The 21,456-nt window shown below is 67.6% G+C and carries 17 protein-coding genes, 2 tRNA genes and 3 pseudogenes; 8 read left to right on the top strand and 14 right to left on the bottom strand.

The genetic code is table 11. The annotated features are described in order from the left end of the window. The first annotated feature begins 87 nt into the window (after positions 1-87). A complete protein-coding gene (locus AB3K78_RS14455; RefSeq protein ID WP_416444373.1) occupies positions 88-594 on the top strand; it encodes a DNA/RNA helicase in 507 nt (168 codons plus the stop codon). A gap of 18 nt (positions 595-612) precedes the next feature. On the opposite strand, the gene AB3K78_RS14450 is transcribed toward AB3K78_RS14455, so the two are convergent. From AB3K78_RS14450 to AB3K78_RS14440, 3 genes are read right to left on the bottom strand one after another with little or no spacing between them, the layout of a single operon-like run. Beyond that, on the bottom strand, positions 613-1,323 hold the full coding sequence (locus AB3K78_RS14450) for an NUDIX hydrolase (RefSeq protein WP_416444371.1): 711 nt from the start codon (positions 1,321-1,323) through the stop codon (positions 613-615). A 36-nt stretch (positions 1,324-1,359) separates the two neighbouring features. Then, positions 1,360-2,415, bottom strand: a complete 1,056-nt coding sequence (locus AB3K78_RS14445; RefSeq protein ID WP_416444369.1) for an alpha/beta hydrolase — start codon at positions 2,413-2,415, stop codon at positions 1,360-1,362. A gap of 22 nt (positions 2,416-2,437) precedes the next feature. Next, positions 2,438-3,874, bottom strand: a complete 1,437-nt coding sequence (locus tag AB3K78_RS14440; RefSeq protein WP_416444367.1) for a Fic family protein — start codon at positions 3,872-3,874, stop codon at positions 2,438-2,440. Positions 3,875-4,242: 368 nt separating this feature from the next. Between AB3K78_RS14440 and AB3K78_RS14435 the strand changes: the two genes are divergently transcribed. After that, positions 4,243-4,770: a hypothetical protein gene (locus AB3K78_RS14435; protein WP_416444365.1), complete on the top strand. Its 528-nt coding sequence runs from the start codon at positions 4,243-4,245 to the stop codon at positions 4,768-4,770. 64 nt (positions 4,771-4,834) lie between these two features. Here AB3K78_RS14435 and AB3K78_RS14430 read toward each other — a convergent pair whose 3' ends face one another. The 11 genes and pseudogenes from AB3K78_RS14430 to dnaA all read right to left on the bottom strand — a co-directional run bounded on the left by AB3K78_RS14430 (position 4,835) and on the right by dnaA (position 17,975). Then, positions 4,835-6,340, bottom strand: coding sequence for a S8 family peptidase (locus tag AB3K78_RS14430; protein WP_416444363.1), 1,506 nt, complete (start codon positions 6,338-6,340; stop codon positions 4,835-4,837). Between the two features lie 230 nt (positions 6,341-6,570). Beyond that, positions 6,571-6,643, bottom strand: a tRNA-Ala gene (locus AB3K78_RS14425). Between the two features lie 25 nt (positions 6,644-6,668). Continuing rightward, positions 6,669-6,742: transfer RNA gene (locus tag AB3K78_RS14420), tRNA-Ile, on the bottom strand. A gap of 142 nt (positions 6,743-6,884) precedes the next feature. Beyond that, positions 6,885-7,292: a DUF3566 domain-containing protein gene (locus AB3K78_RS14415; protein ID WP_416444361.1), complete on the bottom strand. Its 408-nt coding sequence runs from the start codon at positions 7,290-7,292 to the stop codon at positions 6,885-6,887. Then, positions 7,285-9,772: pseudogene (gene gyrA / locus AB3K78_RS14410) on the bottom strand (DNA gyrase subunit A). Before gyrA ends, AB3K78_RS14415 begins: the two are co-directional and overlap by 8 nt. 121 nt (positions 9,773-9,893) lie before the next feature. Continuing rightward, complete coding sequence (gene gyrB, locus AB3K78_RS14405; RefSeq protein WP_416444359.1) at positions 9,894-11,891, bottom strand: DNA topoisomerase (ATP-hydrolyzing) subunit B; 1,998 nt, start codon at positions 11,889-11,891, stop codon at positions 9,894-9,896. A 1,169-nt stretch (positions 11,892-13,060) separates the two neighbouring features. After that, positions 13,061-13,549, bottom strand: coding sequence for a DUF721 domain-containing protein (locus AB3K78_RS14400; RefSeq protein WP_416444357.1), 489 nt, complete (start codon positions 13,547-13,549; stop codon positions 13,061-13,063). Beyond that, positions 13,546-13,863: a hypothetical protein gene (locus AB3K78_RS14395; protein ID WP_416444355.1), complete on the bottom strand. Its 318-nt coding sequence runs from the start codon at positions 13,861-13,863 to the stop codon at positions 13,546-13,548. The genes AB3K78_RS14400 and AB3K78_RS14395 overlap by 4 nt, the downstream gene beginning before the upstream one ends. 133 nt (positions 13,864-13,996) lie before the next feature. After that, positions 13,997-14,770: a DNA replication/repair protein RecF gene (locus tag AB3K78_RS14390; RefSeq protein ID WP_416444353.1), complete on the bottom strand. Its 774-nt coding sequence runs from the start codon at positions 14,768-14,770 to the stop codon at positions 13,997-13,999. A gap of 9 nt (positions 14,771-14,779) precedes the next feature. After that, complete coding sequence (gene dnaN / locus AB3K78_RS14385) at positions 14,780-15,922, bottom strand: DNA polymerase III subunit beta (protein WP_416444351.1); 1,143 nt, start codon at positions 15,920-15,922, stop codon at positions 14,780-14,782. A gap of 589 nt (positions 15,923-16,511) precedes the next feature. Further along, positions 16,512-17,975 (bottom strand): chromosomal replication initiator protein DnaA, encoded by a 1,464-nt coding sequence (gene dnaA, locus AB3K78_RS14380; protein WP_416447368.1) that lies wholly within the window; start codon positions 17,973-17,975, stop codon positions 16,512-16,514. A 393-nt stretch (positions 17,976-18,368) separates the two neighbouring features. Here dnaA and rpmH point away from each other — a divergent pair, with 393 nt between their 5' ends. From rpmH to rsmG, 6 genes and pseudogenes are all read left to right on the top strand, one after another. Beyond that, positions 18,369-18,506, top strand: coding sequence for a 50S ribosomal protein L34 (gene rpmH / locus AB3K78_RS14375; RefSeq protein WP_010155609.1), 138 nt, complete (start codon positions 18,369-18,371; stop codon positions 18,504-18,506). Between the two features lie 23 nt (positions 18,507-18,529). Beyond that, the gene (gene rnpA, locus AB3K78_RS14370) at positions 18,530-18,937 is read left to right on the top strand and encodes a ribonuclease P protein component (protein WP_416444349.1); all 408 of its coding nucleotides are present in this window, start codon (positions 18,530-18,532) and stop codon (positions 18,935-18,937) included. After that, positions 18,894-19,244, top strand: coding sequence for a membrane protein insertion efficiency factor YidD (yidD, locus tag AB3K78_RS14365; RefSeq protein ID WP_416444347.1), 351 nt, complete (start codon positions 18,894-18,896; stop codon positions 19,242-19,244). The genes rnpA and yidD overlap by 44 nt, the downstream gene beginning before the upstream one ends. Positions 19,245-19,250: 6 nt before the next feature. Continuing rightward, a pseudogene (gene yidC, locus AB3K78_RS14360) lies at positions 19,251-20,197 on the top strand (membrane protein insertase YidC). A 13-nt stretch (positions 20,198-20,210) separates the two neighbouring features. Further along, entirely contained in the window at positions 20,211-20,711 is a 501-nt protein-coding gene (locus AB3K78_RS14355; protein WP_416444345.1) for a protein jag, read from the top strand. A 70-nt stretch (positions 20,712-20,781) separates the two neighbouring features. Next, positions 20,782-21,428: pseudogene (gene rsmG, locus AB3K78_RS14350) on the top strand (16S rRNA (guanine(527)-N(7))-methyltransferase RsmG). Positions 21,429-21,456: the final 28 nt, after the last annotated feature.

Here is a 21,456-nt window from a genome sequence, read left to right as displayed (position 1 = left end):
TCTACGGCCAGCGCTTTGGGAGGCACTGTGCGTCGCTTCGGTGTAGCGTGGGTGGCACGCGACCCTGCGGAAGCATCGGAGGTTCCCATGTCACTCACTCGCAAGAACCGTCGCGAGCTGCGTCGACTGCGCAACCACGCGCAAGACGTGCTCGACGAGCAGCGCATCGTGCTCGGCCACGCCGGGGAGGTGCTGCAGGCCGCCGGTTCCCAGGCCCGTCGCCTGAGCGACGAGCACCTGGCCCCGCGGGTGAACGAGGCCATGACCACCGTTCGGCCGCAGGTCGATCGGGGCATCCTCGCCGCCCGCCGCGCATCCGAGCAGGTGCGCCGCGCCACGGCGCCGCTCGTCGCCGGTGCGCTCGCCAGCACGGTGCGGACGCTCGAGCAGCTCGAGAACGCCGAGGGCGCGAAGCAGGTGCGCCGCTTCGGCGAGAAGCGCGGCCTCCTGGCCCCGCAGAAGAAGAAGCGCGGCGCCGGCGGGTTCATCGCCCTCGGCCTGGGCATCGCCGCGGCGGTGGGCGTCGGCTACACCCTGTGGCAGGCGTTCCGCAGCGACGACGAGCTCTGGGTGGCTCCCGAGTCCGGCGAGTAGGCCGGACCCGGCGCCCGGCTAATCGGTCGCCGAGTCGGGCTTCCGGGTGGGTTCCGCGGTGCGGAGCCCACCTGTTTTCTGTGCCCGGCGCGGTCCGCCCGACCTCGCAGCGCCGGATTGCTGCCCGGAGCCCCGGGGAGCCGCGGTCTTCGTCGCGAGGCCCTTCGGAGCGTTCTCGCCGCCCTGCTGCGGATCCGCCGCAGCCTTCTTCGGCTGCGATCCACGGTTGCCTGCGGCCGCGGCGCCGTTGCCCGCACCACCACCGGAGCGCCGGGACCGCCGGGATCCCGCCCGGCCGTTCGCACCGCGCAGCGAGATGCCCGCCATGCGCAGCCCGGTCTGCACGAGCGAGAGCGTCTTGAGCGACCGGATCTCGCGGATCGGCACCCAGCGCGCCTCATCGGAGGACCCGTCGACCTCGTGCCGCAGCGGGCCGTCGGCGACGGTCGCGCGATAGACGATCCGGATCGTGTGCAGCTGCGGATCCTGCCCGTCCTCGACCTCCTCGCGGATCATCACCCGCGAGTCGACCCCGAGGAGCTTGCCCGTCTTCGCCGTGAGCCCGGTCTCTTCGAGCACCTCGCGCACCACCGTCTGCTGCGGGTCCTCGCCGTTCTCGATGCCGCCGCCCGGCAGGGTCCACCCGTGCATACGACCCCGGCGCCAGTGCGTGAGCAGGATCGAGCCGCGCCGCTCGATCACCGCGTAGGCCGCCACCCGCATATCCATAGTGCTGAGCCTACTGTCTCGCGCGAGGGCCGATGCTCAGCCGATCTCGGCGATCCAGCCGCGCAGCCATGCCTCGAGTCGCCGGTAGGCCTCCTCCCGCACGCCCGGCCGCGAGAGGAACACGTCGTGGAGGGCGCCGTCGATCCGCTCGATCGTCACGGTGGGTCCGAGCCGGGTGGCCGCGCGCGCGATCTCGTCGACGTCGAGCACCGAGTCGACGCTCGTCAGCTCCTCGCTCCAGCGCAGCGGCGAGATCCACCGGCGCGACAGCAGCACGCCGACGGGGGCCGTGATGCGCAGTCCGCGCTCGACGACCTCGCTGTGACCGCGCAGGATCGCGCGCAGCCAGCCCGCGTGCACCGCCATTGCCTGCTCCGGCCGCCATTCGGTGTTCACCTCGAGCGGGTGATCCGCGTCGGCGACTGCTCGCTGCGCCCGCGTGTAGTAGCCGAAGTCCAACTGCGGCGCGGACTCGCGCGGATTGAACCGGGCGCTGAGATCGACGAGCGGCGCGATGCTCGCCCGGATCCTGCCCGGCAGCTGGAACTCGAGCCACGGGCTGTTGAGCAGCAGCCCCGAGGCCACGCCGGGGTGCCGGTCGGCCCACAGGCTGAGGATCAGACCACCGGTCGAGTGGCCCATGAGCAGCAGTCGCCGGGGCCTCCCGCCGAACGACGCGGCGCCCCCGTTCGCGGGCTCGGCCCCCATGATCTCGAGCGCCGCACCGATCTCGGCGTCGTACTGCGCAAGGTCCTCGATGAAGCCCGGCGTCTGCCCCGGCCGCAGGCTGCGCCCGTACTTGCGGAGGTCGAGCGCGAAGAAGCGCGCTCCGCGGCCCGTGAAGAACGCGGCGAGCTCGCGCTGGAAGAAGTAGTCCGACCAGCCGTGCACGTAGAGCACATCGACGCCTGCGAGGGGGTGCACGATCCGCGAGCGGCCGGCCAGCCGATCGGTGAAGGGCACCGTGCCGGGCAGCGATCGCACGAGGGTCGCGACGAGCGGCCCCTCGTCGTCCTCCCCGAGCGGGATCGTGCGCTGCGCGAAACCCGGACCGAGGACGTCGGGCTGCCAGGCGTGCGCGTCGTGCGTCATATCGCCAGTGTAGGAGTGGGTTTCATCCTTCGGCATCGGTACCTATGTCATCAGAAACGTCTGTGATCCTCTTCCTGCTCTTCTCATCCTCTTCTGATCCAACGAAGGACTGAGCCGCACGAATGGCCTCGAGCGCCTCGGTGACCGAAGCGGGAAGGCTCGCTATCGGAGCGATCGGCACACCAATGTGCCTCCGGTTCTTCTCGAGATCGAATCCCACTGACGGGAGAGAAATGGGAGTCGGCATTCCCATGCTCGCGAAGAGTCCGGCTGAGACCGTCTTGTACAGTTCCTGCACGGACTCCGGCATGACCGCGCGTATGACTGCAGGATCAATCCCACCGCCAGCGATTTTCGCCCAGTTGATTGCGATCTGCCGCTGCAGCTCGCTCCACACCGGCTCCCGAACCGTACTTCGTGCGACTCGCGCGCCGAGGTCCTCGAGCTCGTCGATGATCGATCCGGCGCACCACACCTGCTTCCGCTTCCGCTGCGTCAGCGGACGCAGGATCTCCGCTTCCACCAGCAGCTCGATCGCCCGGTATACGGATGAAGCGGCGCCTCCGATGGTGTCTTCCATGTCCTCAGTCGTGAAGAAGGGCTCACGCGGAAGCCGTTCAAGGATCTTGCGCGCGGCACTCCCCGCTCGCGGAGACCTTCCGTGAGTCTCCGCGTAGGCGTCGCTCCACTGCCCGGGCATCTCGGCGAGTCTGCGTGCCGAGGTCGTCGATTCCTGCGCCGAACTGCGCGCCGCCTGCGCGATCGCACGAATTATCGGCCCGACGTCCCCCTGACGGTACTCGGTCAGCACATCGAAGTACGTCTCTCGCCTGGCCACGAGTGCTGAGGCGATCGGAATCACCACGCTGGCCGTCGTTCCGCGTCGACGCAGAACCGTGTTGATCAGAGCACGCCCGATCCGTCCGTTCCCATCGGTGAAGGGGTGGATCGATTCGAACTGGGCATGTACCACCGCAGCCTGGACGAGAACGGGAACATCATCGCGATTCGCGAACTCCAGCAGGTCTTCCAAGTACCCCGGAACAGTCTCCGGCGGGGGCGGAACGTACAGTGCTCCGAGGGGTGAGTAGTCGGATCCCCCGATCCAGTTCTGCATGTCGCGCAGGCGCCCCGCATAGTGTCGTTCGACCGGATCGCTCTCCATCAGGATCCGGTGCGCCGCCAAAACGTTGTCGAGCGTGATGGGGCGGTCGAAGCCAACCGAATGGATGAGCCGGTCAAGGGCGTTCGCCGAGGCCACCATCATCGTCGCCGAGGCGTTTGCCTTCGTTCCGTGGGAAGCTCTGGCGAAGTCCTCCATCGACGCCTCGACCTGCTCGATCTTCGAAGAAGCGACCGATTCAGCACGCAGCAGCAGCATTGAGAGCGCAGCGAGATGCGATCCGTGTGTGGAGTCGAGTCGAGCGATCGCGCCGAGTGCTTCGTCGGCTTCTGACACGATTGCCGGGGGCTGCTGCGGTTCGTAGTCACCGATTTTCGGTGGGAGACTAACGACGATCTCGCGAACGGCCTGATCTTCGCGAGAGCCCCCTTTCGCCGCTGACGCCAAGCCACGGTCTCCGATGCATGGCTCTCGATCGACACGACGAATCGGGGTTCCTCGTCCTCGGTTAAGCCGTCCACATCTCACGCTCCCCAAGTCAGATCCTCACCTCTTGTTTTTCACCTTAGACCACCTAAGTCGGAATAACTCGTCTCTGATTCCGACTTGCTCGATGTCTCGCCCCTGTTGTGGTCCCAACTCTCGCTACGATCGAGATGCCCGCTCCTCCGTTTCGTCCACGCCCCGATCCCGAAGGAGAGACTGTGCCGCAGCACCACAGCCGCCGCACGTCCATGAACCCGCGCTGGGTCGCCGGGGCGGGCCTGGGCCTCGGGGCCGTCGGTGCAGCGGTCCTGTGGTGCTGGGAGCGGCCCCTGGGCCTCGCGCACGGTCCGCTGTTCTTCGCGGTCGTCGCACTGACCGTGCTGGGTGCCGGCGCCGCCGTGATCGCGCTGTTGCGCCGGATCGCGGCGGATCAGCGATCCGGTGGCACATCGCCCGGGCGATCGACCGTCGATGGATCGTCCAGCGAGGGAGCTGCCGCAATGCCGCAGCGTCCCCCGGAGCCGCTGCCCGGCCTGCTTCCCGAGCTGCTGCTCGCGCTCGCGCTGCTCGTCTGCGGCGGGCTCGCGGCGCTGTTCTTCCTGCTGCCAACGAACGACGACGATCCCTGGATCCCGTGGGTCGCCTCCGCGCTCGTCTTCGCCGCGCTCGCGTTCCGGCCCGTCCGGCGCTACCTGCGGGTGCGCGGACCACGACGCGACCGTCCCGGCCGCACCGACGGGACGTGAACGCGCAACGGGGCCGGGACCGCCGGACGGCGATCCCGGCCCCGCCGGTCGGGGTTTCGCTCCCCTACTGCACCGCCTTCAGCGCGTTCACGAGGCCCGAGCCGAAGTAGCTGTTCTGCGCCGTCGTGCCCACGCAGGCCGGGCCGGCGCCGCGCTCGGGCGCCGAGCAGGGCGTCGGGGTCGCATCCGCCTTGAGCTTCGCCGTCAGCTGCGCCGGAGTCAGGTTCGGGTGCGCGGACTTCATCAGGGCGAGCACGCCCGCGACGTGCGGCGTCGCCATCGAGGTACCGCTCTTCAGGCCGTATCCACCGCCGGGCAGGGTCGACAGGATCCGCGATCCGGGGGCGGCCACGTCGATCTCGCCGAGCCCGCGGTTCGAGAAGTAGGAGAGCTGACCGGTCTGCGTGACCGAGGAGACCGTGACGACGCCGGGGATCTGCGCGGGGATGTCCTTGCAGCCCTGGTTGATGGTGCGCGGCGTCGGCGCCGGGGCATCGTTGGGGCTGCCCTCGTCCCGCGTGTTCACGGTCAGGTCGAGACCCGAATTGCCCGCGGCGGCCGCGTTGACCACACCGCGCGAGGAGGACCAGTTCACGGCGCGGGCCATCGCCTCGCGCACCGCGGCCTGATCCGGCTGGTCGTCGCACCAGAACTCGAAGGGATCCACGTAGTAGCTGTTGTTCGTCACGTCCATGCCGCGCTGCGAGGCCCACATGAAGCCGCAGATCGCGTACTCCGGATAGATGAAGCCGTCGTCGTTCACGACCTTCACGGATGCGAGGCGCACGTTCGGTGCGACGCCGACGATGCCCGTGCCGTTGCGCGCCGCCGCAATGGTGCCGGCCACGTGCGTGCCGTGGTCGGAAGTGGTCGGCTCCCAGCCGCCCGCGCTCTGGTCGGGCCGTCCGCCGACCGTGCAGTTCACCGAGTTCGCGACGTCGATGTTCGGCGCCAGGTCGGAGTGCTGCGGATCGATGCCGGAATCGAGCACGCCGACGAGCACCTCGCGGCTGCCGTCGGTGACCGCGTTCGCCTGGTCGGACTTGATCATGGCCATGTCCCACTGCTGGGCCTCCATGGCGTCGCCGGCCTTCGCGGGCACCGGCGTGGTGGGCTCGTCGACGTCGACGCGCTTGTTCTTGCCGCCCTGCTTCCAGCCGGAAGCGCCGGGACCCCAGGGCACCTGCGGACCCTGGACCCGATCCGAGACTTCGACGGTGCGGGTCGCCCCGACCGACTCGACTGCGTTCTTGCCGGCGGCCTTGACCCGGTCGCGGAACGCGGCGCGGTCGCTCTGGGCGACCACGACGCCGATCTCCGGCCAGGTCTGGACGACGACGCCGCCCGCCTCGGCGACGGCCTTCTCGACCTTGCGCACCTGGCCCGGGTTCGCCTTGCCGGCATTCACCACGTAGCTCATGACGGTGCCGTCCGGCGGATTCACCGGAACCGGGGTGGAGGGCTCCGCGACGGCCGCGGTGGCGGTGGTCGCCGAGCCCACCAGGAGGCCGATCGCCGCTGCGGTGCAGACGGCCGCCCGGATGGAACGCTGACGGAATGATGATCTCATCGTTGAGGATCCTCTCGAAGGAGTACCCCGGCTCGTGACCGGGGCGGGCTCAGTGCCCTCCCCTTTCTAGTAGCCGGGGACGGTTCGATTCAATATTGAAGATCGTCCGCTCCCGCACTAGGCTGCGCCGCTCCGATGCCGAGCCGCCCCGCGACGAGAGGACGCCGCGCCCCGCCACCGTACGCCCGGAAACGCAGAACGCCCCCGGCGCGAACCGGGGGCGTTTTCCGTGGATCCTGGGAGAATCGAACTCCCGACATCCTGCTTGCAAAGCAGGCACTCTACCAACTGAGTTAAGGACCCGGAACGACTCTCGCGAGCCGTTCGGTGGGGCTACCAGGACTTGAACCTGGGACCTCTTCATTATCAGTGAAGCGCTCTAACCGCCTGAGCTATAGCCCCTTGACCAAGAAACGACTTTACACGGACACTCCCCGAAAACACAAATCGGTCGACTCCGCTCCGCGTGCCGCGCTGGGAAACGGCGCGGGCCCCGACGACCAGCAGGGTCGTCGGGGCCCGCGATCTGCAGCCCGTGCGTCGATCAGTTGCTGGTGAAGCCCAGCTGGAAACCGCCGACGATGCGGGTGAGGAGGTTGTAGATCAGCGAGGCGACCGCGCCGAGCGCGGTACCCACGATGATGTTCAGGATCCCGACCACGACCGAGAACCCGAAGACCTGCGGGAAGCCCAGGTAGGTCATGAGGCTGTTCTTGTCGCCCACGACGTCCATGAACAGGGAGTCGACCTTGGCCAGCAGGCCCGTCTGCACCAGCACGAGGTAGACGAGCACCGTCGCCACGATCCCGACGATGGCCCAGCAGACCGACACCAGGAAGGAGAACTTCACGGCCGACCAGAAGTCGACGTACACGAGCTTGAGGCGTACCTGCTTGGACGGCGCCTTCTTGCGGGTCTTTCGTGCCAGCTTGTCGGCGACAGTGTTACTCATTCAGGTTTTCCTTGTCTTCTGCGTGCTCCGCAGCATCGGTCTCGGCCGGCTCACCGGCCGCGCTCTCGGCCTCGGCGTCGTCGAGACCGCGCTCCGTGTTTCGCGCGATGCCAATAATACGGTCCCGCTCTGGGAATCTCGCAAAGACGACTCCCATCGTGTTCCGGCCCTTGGCGGGAACCTCGGCGACGTTGGAGCGGACGACCTTGCCGCTGGCGAGCACCGCGAGCACCTCGTCGCCCTCGTCGACGATGAAGCCGCCGACCAGGTCGCCGCGCGCCTCGTCGAGCTTCGCCACCTTGATGCCGAAGCCGCCGCGGTTCTGCACGCGATACTCATCGACCGCGGTGCGTTTGGCGTAGCCCCCTCGGTGACGACGAACACGTATCCGCCCTCGGTGATCCGCGACGCCTGCAGCAGCTGATCCCCGTCGCGGAAGTTCATGCCGCGCACGCCGCTCGTCGAGCGGCCCATCGGGCGGAGCGCCTGGTCGGACGCGGTGAAGCGCACCGACATGCCGTGCTTCGAGATGAGCAGCACATCGTCGTCGGACTCCGCGATCAGGGCGGAGACGAGCTCGTCCTCGTCGCGGAGCTTGATCGCGATGATGCCGCCCGTGCGGTTCGTGTCGTACTCGGTCAGCGCCGTCTTCTTGACGAGGCCGTCGCGGGTCGCGAGGACCAGGAACCGATCCGCCTCGAACTCGCGGAGGTCGAGGATCTGCGTGACCGACTCGTCGGGCGCCAGCGCGAGCAGGTTCGCGAGGTGCTGGCCCTTCGCGTCCCGGCCGCCCTCGGGCACCTCGTACGTCTTCGCACGGTAGACGCGGCCCGTGTTGGTGAAGAACAGCAGCCAGTGGTGGGTCGTGGTGACGAAGAAGTGCTCGACGATGTCGTCGGCGCGCAGCGCCGCTCCCTTGACGCCCTTGCCGCCGCGGTGCTGCGTGCGGTAGTTGTCGATGCGCGTGCGCTTGATGTACCCGCCCCGGGTGACGGTCACGACCATCTCCTCCTCGGGGATCAGGTCCTCCATCGACATCTCGCCGTCGAAGCCGTGCAGGATCGTCGAGCGCCGTTCGTCGCCGTACTTGGCGACGAGCTCGCCGAGCTCGGTGACCACGATGCCGCGCTGCTCCTCGGGCGAGGCCAGGATCCCCTGGTACTCGGCGATCTGCGCCTCGAGCTTCGCCGCGAGCTCGAGGATCTTCTGCCGTTCGAGCGCCGCGAGGCGGCGCAGCTGCAGGCCGAGGATGGCATCGGCCTGGATCTGGTCGACGCCGAGCAGGCTCATGAGGCCCTCGCGGGCCTCCTCGACCGTCGGCGACCGGCGGATCAGGGCGATGACCTCGTCGAGCGCGTCGAGCGCCTTGAGGTAGCCGCGCTGGATGTGGGCCTCGGCCTCGGCCTTCTTCAGGCGGAACTCGGTGCGCCGGACGATGACCTCGATCTGGTGCTTCGCCCAGGCCGTGATGAAGCCGTCGAGCGCCAGCGTGCGCGGCACGCCGTCGACGATGGCGAGCATGTTCGCGCCGAAGTTCTCCTGCAGCTGCGTGTGCTTGTACAGGTTGTTCAGCACGACCTTCGCGATCGCGTCGCGCTTGAGCACGATCACGAGGCGCTGGCCGGTGCGGCCGCTCGTCTCGTCGCGGATGTCGGCGATGCCCTGGACCTTGTTCTCCTTGACCAGGTCGGCGATCTTCACCGCGAGGTTGTCGGGGTTGACCTGGTAGGGCAGCTCGGTGACGACGAGGCAGGTACGGCCCTGGATCTCCTCGATGTTGACCACCGCGCGCATGGTGATGGATCCGCGGCCCGTCCGGTAGGCCTCGCGGATCCCCTTCGTGCCGAGGATCTGCGCGCCCGTCGGGAAGTCGGGGCCCTTGACCCGCGCCATGAGCGCTTCGAGCAGCTCCTCGCGGCTCGCCTCCGGGTGCTCCAGGTGCCAGATCGCGGCTTCGGAGACCTCGCGGAGGTTGTGCGGGGGGATGTTCGTCGCCATGCCGACCGCGATGCCGACGGAGCCGTTGACCAGGAGGTTCGGGAACCGCGCCGTGAGCACCGTGGGCTCCTGCGTGCGACCGTCGTAGTTGTCCTGGAAGTCGACCGTGTCCTCGTCGATGTCGCGCACCATCTCCATGGCGAGCGGGGACATCTTGGTCTCGGTGTATCGGTGGGCTGCTGCGCCGTCGTTGCCGGGCGAACCGAAGTTGCCCTGGCCGAGGGCCAGGGGTAGCGCAGCGACCACGGCTGGACGAGGCGGACGAGCGAGTCGTACACCGCGATGTCGCCGTGCGGGTGGAACTGGCCCATCACGTCGCCGATCACGCGGGTGCACTTCGAGAAGGCCTTGTCGGGGCGGTATCCGCCGTCGTACATCGTGTAGATCACACGGCGGTGCACGGGCTTCAGGCCGTCGCGCACGTCGGGCAGCGCACGACCCACGATCACGCTCATGGCGTAGTCGAGGTAGGAACGCTGCATCTCGAGCTGCAGATCGACCTGGTCGATGCGCCCGTGGTTGGCCTCGATGGGCTTGCCGGTCTCGTCCAGCTCGACGGTGCTCTCGGCGCCGGTGGTGTCGTCCACGTCGGGGGTCTCGTTCTCAGATGTCAAGGAAACGCACGTCCTTCGCGTTCTGCTGGATGAAGCTGCGGCGCGCCTCGACGTCCTCGCCCATCAGGGTGGCGAAGATCTCGTCGGCGGTCGCGGCGTCCTCCATGGTGACCTGCAGCAGGGTGCGGGTCTCGGGGTTCATGGTCGTGTCCCACAGCTCTTCGTGGTTCATCTCGCCGAGGCCCTTGTACCGCTGCACGCCGCTCTCCTTCACGAGGCGGCGGCCGGCCTGGGATCCTGCGGCGAGACGCTCGTCCCGCTCGGCGTCGCTGAACACGTACTCGTGCTCGGCGTTCGCCCACTTGATGCGGTACAGCGGGGGCTGCGCGAGGTAGACGTAGCCGAGGTCGATGAGCGGCCGCATGTAGCGGAACAGCAGCGTCAGCAGCAGCGTGGTGATGTGCTGGCCGTCGACGTCGGCGTCGGCCATGAGCACGATCTTGTGGTAGCGCGCCTTCTCGGGGTCGAACTCCTCGCCGATTCCCGCGCCGAACGCGGTGATCATCGCCTGGACCTCGGTGTTGTTCAGCGCGCGGTCGAGGCGGGCCTTCTCCACGTTCAGGATCTTGCCGCGGAGCGGCAGGATCGCCTGCGTGTGGGGGTTCCGGCCGGTCTTCGCGGAGCCACCGGCCGAGTCGCCCTCGACGATGAAGATCTCGGAGATCGTCGGATCCTTGCTGGTGCAGTCCGACAGCTTGCCGGGCATGCCGCCGGATTCGAGCAGCCCCTTGCGGCGCGCGGTCTCGCGCGCCTTGCGGGCGGCGAGGCGGGCAGTGGCCGCCTGGATCGCCTTGCGGATGATGTCCTTGGCCGGGCCGGGGTTGCGTTCGAACCAGTCGCCGAGCTGATCGCCGACGACCTTCTGCACGAACGCCTTGGCCTCGGTGTTGCCGAGCTTCGTCTTGGTCTGGCCCTCGAACTGGGGCTCCCCCAGCTTGACCGAGATGACCGCCGTGAGGCCCTCGCGCACGTCGTCGCCGGAGAGGTTGTCGTCCTTCTCGCGAAGGATGTTCTTCTCGCGCGCGTAGCGGTTGACGAGGGTCGTCAGCGCAGCGCGGAAGCCCTCCTCGTGCGTGCCGCCCTCGTGCGTGTTGATGGTGTTCGCGTAGGTGTGGACGCTCTCGGTGTAGGCCGTCGTCCACTGCATCGCGATCTCGGCCGAGATCTTGCGCTCGGTGTCTTCGAGCTCGAAGGAGATGATCTCGTCGTGCACGAGTTCCGCCCGCTTCGCCGAGTTCAGGTAGTGGACGTAGTCCTCGATGCCCTTCTCGTACAGGAACTCGTCATGCGGCGGCGCCGGGGCGACGAGCTCGCCGTCCTCGTTCTCCACCGGCTCCTGCGGACGCAGGTCGGTCAGCATGATCTTGAGGCCCTTGTTGAGGAACGCCATCTGCTGGAATCGCGTGCGCAGCGTCTGATAGTCGAACTCGATGGTCTCGAAAATCTCGGCGCTGGGCCAGAAGGTGATCGTGGTGCCGGTCTCCTCGGACGGCTCCCCCTGCACCAGCGGCCCGGTCGGCACACTGCCGTCGAACGCCATGTTCCACGTGAAACCCTGACGCTTGACCTCGACCTCGAAGCGTGACGAGAGCGCGTTCACGACCGACGAACCGACGCCGTGCAGGCCGCCGGAGACGGCGTAGCCGCCGCCGCCGAACTTGCCACCGGCGTGCAGCACGGTCAGCACGACCTCGACGGTCGACTTGTTCGGGTCCGACGAGTGCGGATCCACCGGGATCCCGCGTCCGTTGTCGATAACCCGGACGCCGCCGTCCTCGAGAATCGTCACGTCGATGGTGTCGCAGAAACCGGCGAGCGCCTCGTCGACCGAGTTGTCGACGATCTCGTACACCAGGTGGTGCAGGCCACGGGGTCCGGTGGATCCGATGTACATGCCCGGGCGCTTGCGCACCGCCTCGAGGCCCTCGAGCACCTGGATCGCTCCGGCACCGTAGTCTTCCGCGGCCGTAGCCTGTTCATCAGTCATGCTGCGAGTCACACTCTCCAAAGATCGTCTCAGGCTGGATTTCCGGCCCGGACACGTTCACACCCCAGCCTATCAATTCGGGGCGCTCAGAACCGTGATTTCAGGCCTTTGGCGTGCGGATTCAGAGCGGGATCGTTCCCCCTCCGAAACGGGCGGTTTCACGGGCTGCCAAAATCGTCGCGCCGCTCCGCATCGCTGCGCGGCCCGGCGAGACTCCCCGATGGGCGCTCGGGTCTCCCGGACCGCGGGCTCGAGACTTCGCCGAGCGCGCTTCCCTGCACCGCGCGTTCCGGGTCCCGAGTTCCGGGTTCCCGTATCGCAGAGGACGGCGCAGACCGGCAGCGCGCCGCACGGACCGCGGGCGCGCATCGCACCTCCGCTCCGGTGCTTCCGCACTCGGAGCACGCCTCACGGAAGATGACCCGCCCTCCCAGGACCGGCCGCGCTCAGCCGCGTGTCAGTTCCCGCCGGGCTCTCCCTGTCCGCTTTCGCCGGGGTCGGCCGCCAGACTCGTCGGGTATCCCGAAGCAACGACGCCACCACCCGGACCCCGCTCCCCCGCACCGCCGCTCGGCTTCGCCGCCGAGGAGAACCGGGCACGGACCGGCGACGGCGTCGGCCCCCCGGCAGTTCGCACTTCCGGGCGACTTCGCGGGAGCACCCGATCCATCGTGCGTTCCTCACCTCATTCGGACGGAGAACCCGGACACCAGGCTCGGGACACCAGGACTCGATCGCCGTCCGGACCCGGGCGAGGAGGCAGGCAGTCGGACGGATCGGGCATTCGCATCGGACCGACCGTGCCGAACGAGTGGGTCGGCGCGCGACTGCGAGGTGGAGCAGCACGGGAGGGCGACGGCCGCCTCCGCTGCGCGCTCCACAATGCTGCGACCATCGTGACCGAAGCGGTGTACCCCCGAACACCTCGGCGTCCCTCCGCGAGTGGACTGAGAACCGCGCGCGATCTCGGTCAGGCCGGCTCGCCGTTACGACCGCGCGCGATCGTATGCCAGGGTCTGGCGCGCTCACTCGGATCGCGTTTCACGTGAAACGAGGCCCAACCGGGCCGTTTCCCGTCCGTGCGCGAGGAACGGAAAATCCCAGATCAAAGGGGGTATATTTCGAGATCGCATTAAGGATACTTGCGTGAGAGCGATTCTGCGCTCGGCCTATCCGTAGGTGTCCCTCGGCCCGCGTCCCTGAACCGTCCTGGGGCCGTGTCGCCAACTGGGCGCGCCTGGCGCGAGGAAGCGGAGATCCCGAATCTCCGAGTCGGGATACTCGCGCAGCAGTCGCGTGAGAATCTCCGATCGCAGCCGGCGCAGCTCAGTCGCCCACGCGGTGGAGTCGCACTGCAGGAGCAGCACGCCATCGCGAACACCGACGACTTCGGTGTGGTCGGACGTGGGCTGTCCCACGAACTCCGCCCACTCGGTGATCACCCGCGCCTGTTCCAGATCGGAACTCCACCCCATGTCGGTGGCGGCCTTCGCGATGACTTCCCCAGCATTCTCGGGTCCCGCCCAGACTCGAACGGTGCGCGCCCCTCCCCTCGGTCGAGTCGGCGCGCAGGCGTCGGCGTCGATACGGGACCCCTTCCACACCGACTTCGCCCGCAAGTATGCCTCGCTGGCGAACTCCGAGTGCTCGGGCTTCATCGCTCCGCGCTCCCGAGCGTGACCACACCTCGTTCGACGCCGATCCGATGCCACGCGATCCCCTCAGGGATGTCTTCTTCGACGGCGGCCGTGACGATCACCTGCTCGAAGCTCTGCACCGCCGACATCAACTTCGACCGTCGCCTGGTATCGAGTTCCGCGAAGACGTCGTCCAGCAGAATGACGGGGTCTCCACCTGCAGACTCGCCGCGGAGCAGGACCGCCATGCCCAGTCGAAGCGCGAGCGCGAAGGACCAGGACTCGCCATGGCTCGCGTAGCCCTTCACAGGAAGCCCGTTCAGCTCCAGCAGCATGTCGTCACGATGCGGACCGACCAGCGTCAGGCCGCGATCAAGCTCCTGGGGACGAACTGCGCGAAGGGCCTCTCGAAACTCGCTCGCGATCGTTTCACGTGAAACACCCAAGCTCGACTTACGGGCTTCGGTTTCACGTGAAACACTCCCTCCCCGGAGTGAAGGACGCCGAGGGGCTCGTTTCACGTGAAGCACTTCCGCGCTCACGGGCCGAAGCGACGGTCTCCAAGAGCGAGAGCTTCGGGCCGTGATCCTGCTCGACGAGGGTCTCGTATCCAGCGCGGAGCGGTTCCTCCAATCCGCGGAGCAACTCACGTCGCGCCAGCATGATCCGCGAACCGTGCTCGACCAACTGGGCATCCCACACATCCAGCGTCGCCTCGACCGAATTCCGCGCCCCACTTCGGGCGGACTTCAGGAGCGAGGTCCGCTGCCGAACCACGCGCTCGTAGTCTGAGAGCGTCCCCGAGAGCGCGGGCGTTCGAGCAATGACCGCGTCATCGAGAAATCGCCGCCGTCCTGAGGGGTCTCCACGAACGATTCCGAGGTCTTCCGGGGCGAACAGCACCGTCGAGAACCACCGAGTCAGCTCTCGCGGCCGAACCGCGTTCCGATTCACCTGGGCGCGATTCGGGCGATCCCGATTGATCTGCGCCTCGAGCAGCACGTCACGGCCGGCGGCCTCGACCCGCATCCGGAGAATCGCGGACTCCTGACCGGCACGAATCAGCGCTGCATCGCCGGTCACTCGATGTGATCTGAGCGTCGCGAAGTAGGCGATCGCTTCCGCAAGGTTGGTCTTGCCCTGCCCGTTGCGCCCGACCAGCAGATTCGGCCCGGCAGCGAACGGCACCTCCGCCGTCGCGTAGTTGCGATAATCGGCAAGAGACAGATGCGCGACCCGCATCGGCCCTCCTTAGCGGAGCAGCAGGTTGGGCTGCAGCAGGTAGCGGAAGCTCTGCTCGTCTGCGTCGTCCTTGCTGCGCTGGCTGGTGATCAGCACCGGGCCGGGCTTGCCCGGGTTGTCGGTGCGAGTGAAGCCGACGCGAGCGAACTCCGCGTGAGTGGACCGGAGGCCATCGAGCAGGAACTGCGGCTTGAGTGAGACGATCATCTCGTCGCCGACGAGATGCGCATCGACCACCTCGACCGCCTGAGCGGTTTCGGAACCGGCGGCCTCGAGCGTGACCTGCCCCTCCACGAAGGAGAAACGCAGAGCGGCCTCCCGCTCCAGGACGAGGCCGACGCGACCAACCGCCTCGACCAGATCGCTCGTGTTCACGACCGCGTAATTATCGATGCCATCAGGGAAAAGTCGACCGACGGGCGGGTAGTTGCCCTTGATCAGCAGGGACGTGACGGTCTTGTTGCCGCCGGTGAAGGCCACCAGCTCGCGCTCGCCGTCCTTGACGATCGACACCTGCACCTGGCCCGCGTTCGAGAAGGTCTTGCCGACCTCGGTGACGACCTTCGAGGGGACCAGCGCCGTCAGGTCCGAGGAGCCGTCCTGGGATTCCCAATCGATGCGCCGTGTGGCCACGCGATACCGGTCGGTCGCCGTGAGCGTCAGGGCGTTCTCGCTGATCTCGAACTGCACGCCGGTGATCACGGGCGTGACGTCGTCCTTCGACGCAGCGAGCGAGACCTGCGCGATGGCCTCGGCGAACACATCGGCCGGAACGATCCCCGAGACCGTGTCGATCTTCGGAACCTGCGGGTACTCCTCCACCGGCATCGCGGGGAGGCTGAACGACGCCGAGCCGCAGCGCACCTGCACTCGGCTCTCGACCAGCGAGACCTCGACGTCCGCATGGGGCAGTCGCTGTGCGATCTCACCGAGCAGCCGACCGGAGACGAGCGCGCGGCCGGCGTCCGCGACCTGCGCGGTGACCGAGGTTCGCGACGAGACCTCGTAATCGAACGAGGACAGCGTCACCGCGTCGCCGGCGACCTCGAGCAGGACGCCGCTGAGCAGCGGCTGGGTGGGGCGCTGCGGGAGCAGCTTCGCTGCGAACGAGACGGCCTCGCTGAACACGTCACGGTTGACGGTGAAACGCATGAAGCCACTCCTCGTGCTGATGGGTCGAATGCCAAGTTCCGGGCCTGACAATCCTTGCACACTCGGATCCTCGGAGCATCACGGATCCTGTCATTCCTGAGCCGAGAACCGCGGAACGGTGCGCCTGTCGGTCCGGCGAGCAGTTTTGCCGCTTCGAGCGGAGCCGAGGCGCGGAACGCGTGATCGAGATCCCCTGTAAGAGAGATGGAACTGTTAACGGTGTTAACGCCTGTGGATGCTGTGGATAACTCGCGCGATGCCAGGCCCTGTAAGCAAACTACACGCGTGTGACTTGTGAGTGGGGCGTGGATCGATGGGGTTCCGCGGAATCACGCCGAAGTGTTAACACTCCGCGCATTCCACAGGCGGGCCGGATCCATGCACAGACTCGCCCGAGTTCTCCCCAGTTACCCACAAGGGGGTCCGAAACTGTGGATAAGTTGCCCACTCTGGGGCGTTAACGCCCGGTGTGGACCGGGGCTGGGGACAACGCGACGCCGTGGAGCTCGCGCCCGACGCGCGGCGCCTGGATCAGCGACGAGCGATCGGACCCCGACGCTGGCTCACTGGCGTCCGGGGTGTCGGCGGCTCAGCGAGCCTGCTTCACCCGAGCGGTGATCTCCATGACCTGGTTGTAGACCGCGCGGCGTTCCTTGAGCAGCTGCGCGATCTTCTTGTGCGCGTACATCACGGTCGTGTGATCGCGTCCGCCGAAGAGCTGTCCGATCTTCGGCAGGGAAAGCGGGGTCAGTTCACGGCAGAGATACATCGCGATCTGCCGCGCGAGCGCGATCTGCTGCGCGCGGGACTGCCCGTAGAGATCGTCGACCGACAGATCGAAGTAATCGGCGGTGCGGTTGATGATGTCCGACGGCTGCACTTCGTTGTCGTCGTCGAGCGAGATCAAGTCCTTCAGCACCGTCTGCACGAGACTCATGTCGATGCGCTGCTGGTTGAGGCTCGCGAATGCGGTGACGCGGATCAGCGTGCCCTCGAGCTCTCGGATGTTCGAGGAGAACTTGGTCGCGATGAACTCGAGGATCTCGTCCTCGATGACGAGCTGCTCGCGCTGGGCCTTCTTGCGCAGGATCGCGATTCGGGTCTCGAGATCGGGAACCTGGATGTCGGTGAGGAGACCCCACTCGAACCGGGACAGCATGCGCTCCTCGAAGCCGCGGAGCTGCTTGGGCTGCACATCGCTGGTGATGACCACCTGCTTGTTGTGGTCGTGCAGGGTGTTGAAGGTGTGGAAGAACGCTTCCTGCGTCTCGGCCTTGCCCTCGAGGAACTGGATGTCGTCGACGAGCAGCAGGTCCACGCTGCGGTAGCGCTGGTGGAAGGCTGCGCCCTCGTTGTTGGCGATCGAGTTGATGAAGTCGTTGGTGAAGTCCTCGGAGCTCACGTACCGCACGCGCACGTCGGGGAACAGCTCGCGGGTGTAGTGCCCGATCGCGTGGAGCAGGTGGGTCTTGCCGAGTCCGGAGTCGCCGTAGATGAAGAGCGGGTTGTACGCACGCGCCGGGGCCTCGGCGACGGCGACCGACGCCGCGTGGGCGAAGCGGTTCGACTGCCCGATGACGAAGGTGTCGAAGCGGTACTTCTCGTTGAGCCGGCTGTCCTCGACCTCGCGTCGACCGTGCCGGGGCGAGGGCTCGTGGAGCGGGCGCACGGGTTCGGGCGCCCCGGTCGCGGGCGACTGCCCGGCGGTCGGCGCATCGGGATCGCCGGCGGGCTCCGCCGCAGTCTCCTGCTCGGCCGTGCCGACGCCGTGGTCGACCTGCAGGGTCGGGTCGACGAGCACGATGAAGTTCTCGATGCCGGCGGCGTCGGGCGTCTTGGCGATCGCCGACATGATGGCCGGGCGCAGCTCGTGATCGAGCAGGCGCTGGGTGAAGTCGTACTGGACCGCGAGGTACAGGGAACCCGCACCGACCCCGCGGGGTACAGCGAGGCCGAGCTGGCCGATCAGGGAGCGGGCCACCATCGGGTCGTCAGCCACCGCGCGGGTGATCTGCGCCCAAACCCCCTGTACGTCGTCCTCTGTCACTGGGATCCGTCCGAAAAGTTGTGAGTCTGTGCTGGGCGTTATCCCCAGATTATCCACAAGCAGAAGGGCGGGAAAACGGCGAGATTCTGTCAGATTGACCCGCCCGGGAGAACACCTGCGCCCACGTTAGTCACAGATCTGTCCACAGGCAAGTCGAACCGGCGGAGTCGTGGAAACCGTGCGGTGCGGGCTCCGCGCATCGCGCGTTCGCGCGTGTTCTCAGGTGATCGCTTTGACTGTGGGCGCGAGTGCGCGTAAAGTTAACACCTTGTATGGGCGCCAGTGTGCGCTGCGGAGCTCGCGAAGCGTTCTCCGCGGGTGCCGCGCGCCCCATCGAGTCCGAACTTCTTCGTCGCCGAGAGCGGCGGAGAGCACTGCCAAAAGTCACGGAGTCTTCTCATGAGCAAGCGTACCTTCCAGCCTAATAACCGCCGCCGCGCCAAGGTGCACGGCTTCCGCGCCCGCATGCGCACCCGTGCCGGCCGCGCCATCGTCGCAGCGCGCCGCGGCAAGGGCCGCTCGAAGCTCACGGCCTAGTCCACACGCATCCCGGTTCGATCGTGCCCGCGCGGCAGCATCGCGTCACCCGGGGTGACGACTACCGGCGCATCGTGCGAACCGGAAACCGCGTGGGCGGTGCTACATGCATCGCCCACGCGGTTTTGCATGTGCGCGGGGCCGACGCGCCGGACCAGCCGGCGCGCTTCGGCTTCATCATCTCCAAGGCCGTCGGCAACGCCGTCACCCGGAACCTGGTCCGGCGCCGCATGAAGTTCCTCGTCGAACGGGGACTGCATGCCGGCTTCACGGGAGCGGACATCGTGTTCCGCGCCCTGCCCGCCAGCGCGGATGCGGGCTTCGAGGGCCTGGAGCGCGATGTGACCCGGGCGCTGCGCAAGGTGGAGCGGATGCTGGCCGAGCGCGATGCAGGGCCGGATCCAGGCTCCGAGCCGGGAAGTCGACCGTGATCCCCGCACCGGTTCTCGAGCTCTGGCTCCTCCCCGCAACGCGGCGATCACCGCGATGCGGATCTACCGCCGGCTCATCTCGCCCCTCTACGGGCAGGTGTGCCGGTATCACCCCAGCTGTTCCCGGTACGCTCTGGAAGCGTTCCAACAGCGCGGCTTCGTCACCGGCGTCGCGCTCACCGCCTGGCGCCTCCTGCGGTGCAACCCCTTCACTCCCGGGGGGATCGACGACGTCCCGCCGAAGCGGCGTCCTCGATTCGTCACGAACTCCAGCGGATTCGTCCGCCCCACGTACCGAAAGGCCTGAATCCCAGTGGACTTCATCGAAACACTGCTCTGGCCGCTGCGCTGGCTCGTCGAGCTCGTGCTGGCGGTCTGGCACCAGATCTTCACCTTCTTCGGGCTGAACCCGGCCTCCGGCCTGACCTGGGTGCTCTCGATCATCGGCCTCGTGCTCGTGGTGCGCTCGGCGCTGATCCCGATCACGGTGCGGCAGATCAAGTCGCAGCGCCGCATGATGGATCTCGCGCCGGAGATGAAGAAGATCCAGGCGAAGTACAAGGGCAAGACGGATCAGTTCTCTCGCGAGGCCATGAGCCGCGAGACGATGGCGCTCTACAAGAAGCACGGGACCAACCCGTTCTCCTCCTGCCTGCCGATCCTGATCCAGATGCCGGTCTTCTTCTCGCTGTTCTACGTGCTGCGCCACGCCGCCGAGAACAAGACGGGCATCGGCTTCATGAACCAGGAGCTGACCCACAACTTCAATGCCGCCGAGCTCTTCGGCGCCCCGCTGAAGATGACCTTCACGCAGGGGTGGGCCGAGCAGAACTGGGTCATCATCATCCTGCTCGGCGTGATCATGGTCCTCATGATCGCCTCGCAGTTCTTCACGCAGCTGCAGATCATGTCGAAGAACGTCTCGGACGAGACGAAGAACTCGCCGATGTACCGCCAGCAGCGGATCCTGCTCTACATCATCCCCTTCGCGTTCATCTTCTCGGGCGTGACCTTCCCCTCGCGCTCAACATCTACTGGTTCACCTCGAACCTGTGGACCATGGGCCAGCAGTACATCGTCATCAAGAACATGCCGACCCCCGGCAGCGAGGCGTGGCGCCAGCGCCAGGCCCGTCTGAAGGCCAAGGGCAAGCTGACCGAGGAGGAGGCCGCCGAGATCGATCGCATCGAGGGCACCGCCGAGCCGCAGGGCCAGCGTCAGCAGCCGATGAGCGCCAAGCGCGCCAAGAAGAAGAAGTAGGCAGGAGCGGATCATGACCGAAAGCAACGGCGCCGTGGTGGCGAACGACGCCCCCACCCTCGAGGAACTCGAGGCGGAGGGCGATCTCGCCGCGCACTACATCGAAGGCTTCCTCGACATCGCCGACCTCGACGGCGACCTCGACATCTCGGTCGCGAGCGGTCGCGCGTACGTCTCGGTGACGGGAGGCGGCGAGGACCTCGACCGCCTCGCGATGCCCGACACCGTGCAGGCGCTCCAGGACCTCACCCGCCTGGCGGTCCAGGGCGGCACCGGCCGCTTCTCGCGGCTCATCCTCGACATCGGCGGCTCGCGCGATGCGCGCGCCGCCGAGCTGGGACGCCTGGTCGACGCCGCGGTCGCGCAGCTCGCGGCCGGGCGCAGCGAGGTCGAGCTGGAGCCGATGTCGTCCTACGAGCGGAAGCTCGTGCACGACATCGTCGCCGAGCGCGGCTACCACTCGGAGTCGCGCGGCGAGGGCCGCGACCGACGCCTCGTCATCTCGCAGGCATAAGGGGTTTCACGTGAAACGCGGCACACCGATCGACCGGTCCGACTCCACCGAGCCCCCGGCGGCCGAGCCGATCGCGCCCGTCGAGCCGGAACCGGCCTCGGCCGAGCGGATCGCGGGAGACCGGATCGGTGTGCTGCGCGCCTTCACCGCGGATCTCGCGGAGCGCGGTGAGCCCCTGGGGCTCATCGGCCCGCTCGAGCCGCCGCGCCTCTGGACCCGGCACGTGCTCAACAGCGCGATCCTGGCACCGCTCATCACCTCGGGCGCGCGCGTCGCCGACATCGGTACGGGCGGCGGGATGCCCGGGCTCGTGCTCGCGATCGTCCGGCCCGACGCCCGGTTCCTGCTGATCGAGCCGATGGAGCGCCGCTGCGCGTGGCTGTCCGAGCAGATCGAGCGGCTCGGGCTCGAGAACGTCGAGGTCCGACGCGGCCGCGCCGAGGAATACCATGACGCCTTCGAGGTCGACCAGGTCACGGCTCGTGCGGTCACTGCTCTGCGCACGCTCGTGCCGATCACCGCTCCCTGCTGCGCGACGGCGGGGAGATGCTGTTCCTCAAGGGCACCTCGGTCGAGGCCGAGATCCGCGCTGCCGAGAAGGCGCTGCGCAAGCACCGCGTGACCGGCGTCTCGGTGGAGGAGCTCGGCGAGGGCCTGCTCGCCGAAACGACCCGGGTCTTCCGGGCTACAGTAGAACGTGGCTCGCGGGCGGAGTGAGCGGGCCGGCTCCTCCGCCGACGATTCG

The organism is Leucobacter sp. HNU (genome assembly GCF_047946755.1).
Classification (GTDB): Bacteria; Actinomycetota; Actinomycetes; order Actinomycetales; family Microbacteriaceae; genus Leucobacter.
The sequence above is the reverse complement of the archived record's forward strand: the minus strand, read 5'-3'. Positions and strand labels throughout refer to the sequence as shown.